The sequence below is a fragment of the Streptomyces sp. NPDC029296 genome (assembly GCF_055569255.1).
Map to the genome: position 1 here is coordinate 119,485 of NZ_JBVHXT010000029.1, position 8,629 is coordinate 128,113.

Consider the following 8,629-nt stretch of genomic DNA (forward strand, 5'->3'; position numbering starts at 1 on the left):
GGTGGGCAAGAGAGGGGGGGGAGAGGGGAAGAGAGAAGGGGGGGGGGGGGGAGGCCCCCCCCCCCCCCCCCCCCCCCCCCCCCCCTCCTCCGTACCCTCAGTCCTCCGAGTCGTCCTCGTCCTCCTTGCCCCCGCCGCCGGAGGCGGGCGGCCTCGGCTTCCCGCCCGGAGGGCCCACGTCCCGGCGCCGCAGATACCGCTCGAACTCCCGGGCGATCGCCTCGCCGGACGCCTCCGGCAGCTCCGCGGTGTCCCGGGCCTCCTCCAGCGTCTGGACGTACTCGGCGACCTCGCTGTCCTCGGCCGCCAGCTGGTCCACGCCCACCTGCCAGGCCCGCGCGTCCTCGGGCAGCTCGCCCTGCGGGATCCGCAGGTCCAGGAGGTCCTCCAGGCGGTTGAGCAGCGCCAGCGTGGCCTTCGGGTTCGGCGGCTGGGAGACGTAGTGCGGCACGGCCGCCCACAGCGAGACCGCCGGGACGCCCGCGTGCGTGCACGCCTCCTGGAGGACGCCGACGATGCCCGTCGGCCCCTCGTACTTGGTCTCCTCCAGGTCCATGCGGCGGGCCAGGTCCGGGTCGGACGTGACCCCGCTGACCGGGACCGGGCGCGTGTGCGGGGTGTCACCCAGCAGGGCACCCAGGATGACGACCAGCTCCACGCCCAGCTCGTGCGCGAAGCCGAGCAGTTCGTTGCAGAACGAACGCCACCGCATGGACGGCTCGATGCCCCGGACCAGCACCAGGTCGCGCGGCTTGTCGCCGCCGACCCGGACCACCGACAACCTGGTCGTCGGCCACGTGATCTTGCGCACACCGCCGTCCATGAACACCGTGGGACGGTTCACCTGGAAGTCGTAGTAGTCCTCGGCGTCGAGCGCCGCGAACACCTCGCCCTTCCATTCGCGTTCCAGATGCGCGACCGCCGTGGAGGCGGCGTCGCCGGCATCGTTCCAGCCCTCGAACGCGGCCACCATGACTGGGTCGATCAGCTCGGGAACCCCCTCCAGCTCGATCACCCAGTGCCTCCTTCCGACGTGCCCTCGCTTGACCCACCAACCTTACGGCGTCCCGCGGGGGCGCCCGCAGCCCCCTTGCACGGGGGAGTGAACGGATCACTGCCCCGTTCGCCGCCGTGGGACACGCGCGCGGCGCGGACTCACGGCGTGGAGCGCAGCCACTGCTCCACGCTCGCGATGTGCACGGTCGCCCAGGACCGCGCCGCCTCCGCGTCCCGGTCGCGCAGCGCGCCCAGGATCGCCCGGTGCTCGCGCAGGGTGCGGCCGACCGCGTCCTCCTGGGTGAGGCCGCGCCAGATCCGGGCCCGTGTGGTGGGCCCGGACAGCCCGTCGAGCAGCGAGCACAGCACCGAGTTGCCGGCGCCGCGCACGATGCTCCGGTGGAACTCCAGGTCCGCCGCGACCAGTTCCTCCACCGGGGGCGTCTCGCCCAGGGCGTCCAGCCGGGCCGCCAGCGCGTCCAGTTCCTCCTCGCCGATCCGGAAGGCCGCCATCGCCGTCGCGGCCGGCTCCAGGATCCGGCGTACCGCGAGGAACTCCAGCACCGTGTCGTCGCGGTGGAAGTCCACGACGAAACTCATGGCCTGGAGCAGCAGTTGCGGATCGAGACTGGTGACATAGGTGCCGTCGCCCTGCCGCACGTCGAGGATGCGGATCAGCGACAGCGCCCGTACGGCCTCCCGCAGCGAGTTGCGCGACAGCCCCAGCCCGGCGGCCAGCTCGCTCTCCCTGGGCAGCCGGTCGCCCGGGCGCAGCGCACCGGAGACGATCATGTCCTTGATCTTCTCGATCGCCTCGTCGGTGACTGCCATCAACCGGCCTCCCGTCGCCCGGACATCGGATGTCTCGGCACATTATGCGGGCGCGCGAAGGGGACGCCCGCCCGCGAGCGGAGGCGCCCCCTTCGTACACGGTCCTTGCCGTACCGGCCTACTTCTCGTCCAGGACCTCTTCGACCTTCGCCCGGACCTCGTCCGTGGCCAGGCCCCGGATGGTCAGCGTGGTGCGGCGGCGCAGCACGTCGTCCGCCGTCTCGGCCCACTCGTGGTCACGGGCCCAGACCACCTGCGCCCAGATCTCGGGGGCGTCGGGGTGGACCCGCTCGGCCAGCTCCGGGTTCTCGTTCGCCAGACGGGCGATGTCGAAGGCCAGGGAGCCGTAGTGGGTGGCCAGGTGCCTGGCGGTGTCGGCGGCCATGCGCGGGCCGGGCGCCGGGCCGTCGGCCAGCAGCCGGTGGGCGACCGCGCGCGGGTTGGCGACACCGGGCAGCGGCAGCTTCTTCGGCAGCGAGGCGATCGGCTCGAAGTCGTCGCCGAGCGGGTGGCCCGGCAGCGCCTCCAGCTTCTTCATGATGGTGCGGCCGATGTGGCGGAACGTCGTCCACTTGCCGCCCGCCACGGACAGCATGCCGCCCCTGCCCTCGGTGACCACGGTCTCCCGCTTGGCTTTGGCGGTGTCCCCGGGGCCGCCCGGCAGCACCCGCAGACCGGCGAACGCGTAGGTGATCAGGTCGCGCCGGAGCTGCTGGTCCCGGACGGAGAACGCGGCCTCGTCCAGGATCTGGGCTATGTCCTTGTCGTTGACGGACACGTCCGCCGGGTCGCCCTCGTACTCCTCGTCCGTGGTGCCGAGCAGCAGCATGTCCTCCCAGGGGAGGGCGAAGGTGATGCGGTACTTGTCGATGGGCGTGGCGAGCGCGGCCTTCCAGGGGGAGGTGCGCTTCAGGACCAGGTGCGCGCCCTTGGACAGGCGGATGGACGGCGCCGCGTTCGGGTCCTCCATCCTGCGCAGGTGGTCGACCCACGGGCCGGTCGCGTTCAGCACCAGGCGGGCGCTGACGCCGAACTCCTCGCCGGACAGGCGGTCCTTCAGTTCCGCGCCGGTCACCCGGCCCCGGGTGAAGCGCAGCCCGGTGACCTCGGCGTGGTTGAGGACGACCGCGCCCGCCTCGACGGCCGCGCGGACCGTCATCAGCGCCATGCGCGCGTCGTTCATCTGGTCGTCGCCGTACACGGCCACGGCCTTGAGGTTCTCGGTGCGCAGCTCGGGCACGTCCTGCGCCGCCTTGGCCGGCGACAGCAGGTGGCCGACGCCGTCGCCGAACGCGGACAGCGCGGAGTAGGCGAAGACGCCCGCGCCGAGCTTGGCCGCGCCGTGCGGGCCGCCCTTGTACACGGGGAGGTAGAAGGTGAGCGGGTTCGCCAGGTGGGGGGCCACCTGGCGGGAGACCGCCCGGCGCTCGAAGTGGTTCTCCGCCACCAGCTTCACCGCGCCGGTCTGCAGGTAGCGCAGGCCGCCGTGGAGGAGCTTGGAGGAGGCGGAGGAGGTGGCACCGGCGAAGTCGCCGGCGTCGACCAGCGCCACCCTGAGCCCGGACTGCGCGGCGTGCCAGGCGGTGGAGATGCCCAGGATGCCGCCGCCGATCACAAGAAGGTCGTACGACGCCTTGGCGAGCTGCTCCCTGGTCTCGGCGCGGCTCGGGTTCGAGCCGGAGGCCGGGCGCGTCCCCAGGGCAGGTACGGACTGCAGGGTGGACTGACTGGTCATGTGGGGTACTTACTCCTCGTCAGAGCTGACTGAGCCGGTTGAACCGCTCAGCTCTCGTCGTCGAGCCAGCCCATGGACCGGTCGACGGCCTTGAGCCAGTTCTTGTACTCACGGGCGCGGGTCTCCGCGTCCATGCGGGGGGTCCACTCGGCGGCCCGGCGCCAGTTGGCGCGCAGGTCGTCGGTGCTGGACCAGAAGCCGACGGCGAGACCGGCGGCGTAGGCGGCGCCGAGGCAGGTGGTCTCGGCGACCATCGGCCGCACCACCGGTGCGTCCAGGACGTCGGCCAGGGTCTGCATCAGCAGGTTGTTGGCGGTCATGCCGCCGTCGACCTTGAGGGTCACCAGCTCGTCGCCGGAGTCCTTCACCATGGCGTCGGCGATCTCCCGCGTCTGCCAGGCGGTGGCCTCGAGGACGGCGCGCGCGAGGTGCGCCTTGGTGACGTACCGGGTCAGGCCGGCGATCACCCCGCGTGCGTCGGAGCGCCAGTGCGGGGCGAACAGGCCGGAGAAGGCGGGCACGAAGTAGGCGCCGCCGTTGTCCTCGACCGAGAGCGCGAGCGTCTCGATCTCGGCGGCGGTGGAGATCAGGCCCATCTGGTCGCGCATCCACTGCACCAGCGAGCCGGTGACGGCGATGGAGCCCTCCAGGGCGTACACGGTCGGCTGGTCGCCGATCTTGTAGCCGACGGTGGTGAGCAGACCGGCGTAGGAGTTGATGATCTTCTCGCCGGTGTTCATCACCATGAAGGTGCCGGTGCCGTAGGTCGACTTGGTCTCGCCCTCGGAGAAACAGCACTGGCCGAACAGGGCCGCCTGCTGGTCGCCGAGCGCGGAGGCGACCGGGATGCCGCCGAGCAGTTCGCCCAGCCGGCCGCCGCTGATCTCGCCGTAGACCTCGGCGGAGGAGCGGATTTCGGGGAGGATCCGCTCCGGCACGCCGATGGACTCGCAGATCTTGTCGTCCCACCGCATCGTGTGCAGGTTCATCAGCAGGGTGCGGGAGGCGTTGGTCACGTCGGTGACGTGCCGGCCGCCGTCGACACCGCCGGTCAGGTTCCAGATGACCCAGGTGTCCATGGTGCCGAAGAGGATGTCGCCGGCCTCGGCGCGCTCGCGCAGGCCCTCGACGTTGTCGAGCAGCCAGCGGGCCTTGGGCCCGGCGAAGTACGACGCGAGCGGCAGGCCGGTCTCCCGGCGGAAGCGGTCCTGGCCGACGTTGCGGCCCAGCTCCCGGCACAGGGCGTCGGTGCGGGTGTCCTGCCAGACGATGGCGTTGTGGACGGGCTCGCCGGTGTTCTTGTCCCACAGCACGGTGGTCTCGCGCTGGTTGGTGATGCCGATGGCCTTGATGTCGTCCCGGGTGATGCCGGCCTTGGCGATGGCACCGGCGACGACGTCCTGGACGTTGGTCCAGATCTCGTTGGCGTCGTGCTCGACCCAGCCCGGCTTGGGGAAGATCTGCTCGTGTTCCTTCTGGTCCACGGCGACGATCCGGCCGTCCCGGTCGAAGACGATGCAGCGGGAGGAGGTCGTGCCCTGGTCGATCGCCGCGATGAAGGGGCCTGCGGTGTGGGCGTCGGTCACTGTGTGCTCCTGGAAGTCCGTGGTGAGGGGGCTGTGCGTACGGCTGCTGCGCGAAGACTCGGTGCTTTCCGCGAGCTTCCTAGGCGAAGGCGAGGTTGTAGACGCCTGCTGCGATCGCGCCGCCGGCCAGCGGACCGACCACCGGGATCCAGGCGTAGGACCAGTCGGAACCGCCCTTGTTGGGCAGCGGCAGCAGGGCGTGCACGATGCGCGGGCCGAGGTCGCGGGCCGGGTTGATCGCGTAACCCGTCGGACCGCCCAGCGACAGGCCGATGGACACCACCACGAGCGCCGTGATCAGACCGCCGAGGATGCCGAGGCCGTTGCCCTGGTCGTTCAGGCCCTGGGTGAGGATGGCGAGGACCAGCACGAAGGTGCCGATGATCTCCGTGGCGAGGTTCTGCGCCACGTTCCGGATCTCCGGACCGGTGGAGAAGACGCCGAGGACCGGGCCGGCGCCCTTCTCCTGGGCCTCGACGGCCTTGGCCGAGGTGGCCTGCGCGCCCGGACCGCCGACGATCTCCTTGTCGGTCAGGTGGGCGAGGAACTGGCCGTAGTAGGTGACCCACACCAGGGCGGCGCCGATGAGGGCACCCAGCAGCTGGCCGGCGAAGTAGGTCGGGACGTTGCTCCAGTCGCCGTCCTTGATGGCGAGGGCGACGGTGAGGGCCGGGTTGAGGTGCGCGCCGGACAGCGGTCCGGAGATGTACGCGGCCGTCATGACGGCGAAGCCCCACCCGAAGGCGATGGCGAGCCAACCGGCGTTACGGGCCTTGGAGGCCTTCAGCGTGACGGCGGCGCAGACACCGCCGCCGAGCAGGATGAGTATGGCGGTACCGATGGTCTCGCCGATGAAGATGTCGGAGCTGGACACCCGCGACTCCTTTGTCCTTCGTCCAGGGGTAGCCGAACCCCGGGTCCCTCCGGTGGTTCTGGCGCCCTCGTGGGTGAGAGCGATGCCGGCCCTTGGCGTTGTCACACTCTAGCGCGTATTGCCGGTAGGTGTTCGACAATGCCGACCGATGGACGGGAGTCTTGTTCGGCGTTACCCGTGCGTCAAGAGTTCTGTTATCGAAAACAGGATCGTTATTGATCGCTGCGGGTTATCGACCTTCGTGCCCTGGCATACGATATAGGGCTTTTCGCCCGTTTCTGGGTAGATCAACAGCCGGAACGCCGCCTGGCGTCCCGGCTGGATTCCCCGCTCCTGTGCGTGCCCTGTACGCGCCCCGCGGGTGGCCTGGCCGCGGCCCGTCGCGGCACGCCTCAGAACCGCCCGGCGCCCAGGTCCCGCGACACCGCGCGGGCGCAGTCCCGCACCGCCGCGATCAGCTCCGGACGCAGCTCGCCCTCCCGGCACAGCCGCTCCACCGCGCCGGTGATGCCGACCGCGCCCACCGGCATGCGGCGCCGGTCGTGGATCGGGGCGGCGATCGACGCCACGCCCTCCCAGGTCTCCTCCACGTCGGCCGCGTAGCCCCGCGCGCGCGTGAGGTCGAGCAGGTGCTCGAAGCCGGCCGCGTCGCACACCGTGCGGTCGGTGAACGGCTTCCGCTCGGCCTCCAGCGCCTCGCTGTGCGCCACCGGGTCGTACGCCGAGAGCACCTTGCCCAGCGCCGTGGAGTGCAGTGGCTGCATGGCCCCGATCTCCAGCACCTGCCGGCTGTCGTCGGGCCGGAAGACGTGGTGCACGATCAGCACCCCCTGCTGGTGCAGCACCCCCAGGTGCACGCTCTCCCCGCTGGAGCGGGCCAGGTCGTCCGTCCACACCAGGGCCCGCGCGCGCAGCTCGTGCACGTCGAGGTACGTGGTGCCGAGGCGCAGCAGCTCCGCGCCCAGCTGATAGCGGCCGGAGGCGTCGTCCTGCTCCACGAACCCCTCCTGCTGGAGGGTGCGCAGGATGCCGTGGGCGGTGCCCTTGGCGAGGCCCAGCGACGAGGCGATGTCCGACAGCCCCAGCCGCCGCTCGCCGCCCGCGAGCAGCCGCAGCATCGCCGCCGCCCGTTCGAGCGACTGGATGTTCCGTGCCATCGCCGTCCTGCCTCCGTCCCCTTCGACTGCGTACGGTGCAGTCACCGTTCGGCAATGTCGAACACTACCGGTCCTTGCCGACCTCCCGCTAATGGTCGGACGGCACCAGTTACCTCACACGAGGCCCGGGCGTCACGCCACGGCCACGCACGTCCGTCTCGTGGACGTGGTGCCCATCCAAGCCCACTCCCGGTTACCCTGACGCCGTGCGGCAAGCCCGGCCCGTCCGGGAAGGCCGCATAGCCGACAGCCGTCGCATCCCAGGGAGCCCTTACATGGCCTCGTCGCCAACGTCCCCTTCCGCCGACAGCCGGGCCCGTGTGTCCGCGCTCCGCGAGGCGCTCGCCACCCGTGTGGTGGTCGCCGACGGAGCCATGGGCACGATGCTCCAGGCCCAGGAGCCCACCCTCGAGGACTTCCAGCACCTCGAGGGCTGCAACGAGATCCTCAACCTCACCCGCCCCGACATCGTCCGCTCCGTCCACGAGGCGTACTTCGCCGTGGGCGTCGACTGCGTCGAGACCAACACCTTCGGGGCCAACCACTCCGCGCTCGGCGAGTACGACATCGCCGAGCGGGTGCACGAGCTGTCGGAGGCGGGCGCCCGGGTGGCCCGCGAGACCGCCGACGCGTTCACCGCGCAAGACGGCCGTCCCCGCTGGGTGCTGGGCTCCATGGGCCCCGGCACCAAGCTGCCCACCCTCGGCCACGCCCCCTACGCCACCCTGCGCGACGCCTACCAGCGCAACGCCGAGGGCCTGATCGCCGGCGGTGCCGACGCGCTGCTCGTGGAGACCACCCAGGACCTCCTCCAGACCAAGGCCGCCGTCCTCGGCGCCCGGCGCGGCCTGGAGGCCCTCGGCCTGGACGTGCCGGTGATCGTGTCGGTGACGGTCGAGACCACCGGCACGATGCTGCTCGGTTCGGAGATCGGGGCGGCGCTGACCGCGCTGGAGCCGCTGGGCATCGACATGATCGGCCTGAACTGCGCCACCGGCCCGGCCGAGATGAGCGAGCACCTGCGCTACCTCGCCCGCAACGCCCGCATCCCGCTGTCCTGCATGCCCAACGCGGGCCTGCCGGTCCTCGGCAAGGACGGCGCCCACTACCCGCTGACCGCGCCGGAGCTGGCCGACGCCCAGGAGACCTTCGTCCGCGAGTACGGCCTGTCGCTGGTCGGCGGCTGCTGCGGCACCACCCCCGAGCACCTGCGCCAGGTCGTGGAGCGGGTCCGGGGCGTCACCCCGCCCGAGCGCGACCCCCGTCCGGAAGCCGGCGCCGCCTCCCTCTACCAGTCGGTTCCCTTCCGTCAGGACACGTCCTACCTGGCCATCGGTGAGCGGACCAATGCCAACGGGTCGAAGAAGTTCCGCGAGGCGATGCTGGAGGGCCGCTGGGACGACTGTGTGGAGCTGGCGCGGGAGCAGATCCGTGAGGGCGCGCACATGCT

7 protein-coding genes are annotated in these 8,629 nt (G+C 71.4%); 1 reads left to right on the forward strand and 6 read right to left on the reverse strand.

All coding sequences use genetic code 11. The annotated features are described in order from the left end of the window. Positions 1-97: 97 nt before the first annotated feature. From ACZ4W9_RS25000 to ACZ4W9_RS25025, 6 genes are all read right to left on the reverse strand, one after another. A complete protein-coding gene (locus tag ACZ4W9_RS25000) occupies positions 98-1,015 on the reverse strand; it encodes a PAC2 family protein (protein ID WP_467939437.1) in 918 nt (305 codons plus the stop codon). 140 nt (positions 1,016-1,155) lie between these two features. Next, positions 1,156-1,827, reverse strand: coding sequence for a FadR/GntR family transcriptional regulator (locus tag ACZ4W9_RS25005; RefSeq protein WP_467939439.1), 672 nt, complete (start codon positions 1,825-1,827; stop codon positions 1,156-1,158). A gap of 118 nt (positions 1,828-1,945) precedes the next feature. Next, positions 1,946-3,562: a glycerol-3-phosphate dehydrogenase/oxidase gene (locus ACZ4W9_RS25010; protein ID WP_467939441.1), complete on the reverse strand. Its 1,617-nt coding sequence runs from the start codon at positions 3,560-3,562 to the stop codon at positions 1,946-1,948. A gap of 47 nt (positions 3,563-3,609) precedes the next feature. Then, the gene (gene glpK, locus ACZ4W9_RS25015; protein WP_467939443.1) at positions 3,610-5,148 is read right to left on the reverse strand and encodes a glycerol kinase GlpK; all 1,539 of its coding nucleotides are present in this window, start codon (positions 5,146-5,148) and stop codon (positions 3,610-3,612) included. Positions 5,149-5,227: 79 nt separating this feature from the next. Further along, a complete protein-coding gene (locus ACZ4W9_RS25020) occupies positions 5,228-6,022 on the reverse strand; it encodes an MIP/aquaporin family protein (protein WP_467939445.1) in 795 nt (264 codons plus the stop codon). Between the two features lie 392 nt (positions 6,023-6,414). Continuing rightward, complete coding sequence (locus ACZ4W9_RS25025) at positions 6,415-7,179, reverse strand: IclR family transcriptional regulator (RefSeq protein ID WP_467939447.1); 765 nt, start codon at positions 7,177-7,179, stop codon at positions 6,415-6,417. A gap of 275 nt (positions 7,180-7,454) precedes the next feature. Here ACZ4W9_RS25025 and ACZ4W9_RS25030 point away from each other — a divergent pair. Then, positions 7,455-8,629, forward strand: a 1,175-nt coding sequence (locus ACZ4W9_RS25030) for a homocysteine S-methyltransferase family protein (protein WP_467939449.1), incomplete at its 3' end; no start/stop codon positions are given.